The organism is Acetomicrobium sp. S15 = DSM 107314 (assembly GCF_016125955.1).
Lineage (GTDB): Bacteria > Synergistota > Synergistia > Synergistales > Thermosynergistaceae > Thermosynergistes > Thermosynergistes pyruvativorans.
Genome location: NZ_JADEVE010000046.1, coordinates 1 through 317 on the forward strand (window position 1 = coordinate 1; position 317 = coordinate 317).

The 317-nt window shown below is 51.1% G+C and carries 1 protein-coding gene; it reads right to left on the reverse strand.

All coding sequences use genetic code 11. From position 1 onward, the window contains the following. Positions 1 to 176 (reverse strand): efflux RND transporter permease subunit (locus EZM41_RS01200; RefSeq protein WP_232618898.1); only part of this gene is annotated, 176 nt, incomplete at its 3' end. Positions 177 to 317: the final 141 nt, after the last annotated feature.

A 317-nucleotide genomic window follows, 5' to 3' on the forward strand; every position in this document is an offset into this window, starting at 1 on the left:
TGAGCTCCCTCCTTAGCTTCGACGAAGCGCTTCTTTCTCCTGACCTTTTCCTCCACTAAACTGTAAACTACAGGCACTAGGATAAGCGTTACCAGTGTAGAAAGCAATAATCCTCCTAAAACTGTAACTGCCAGCGGCCTCCATATCTCCGCACCTTCACCGCGACTTAAAGCCAACGGCAGCTACCCAAAAATCGTAGTGAGCGTAGTCTGATATGCGCAAGAACCACTGCTCAAGGCTTCGTTTTCTTACCGGCGTGCCACAGCGCCAGCAATTGCCTTCGATCACCTGCTCGTTGGCGAGCACGGTTTTGCACT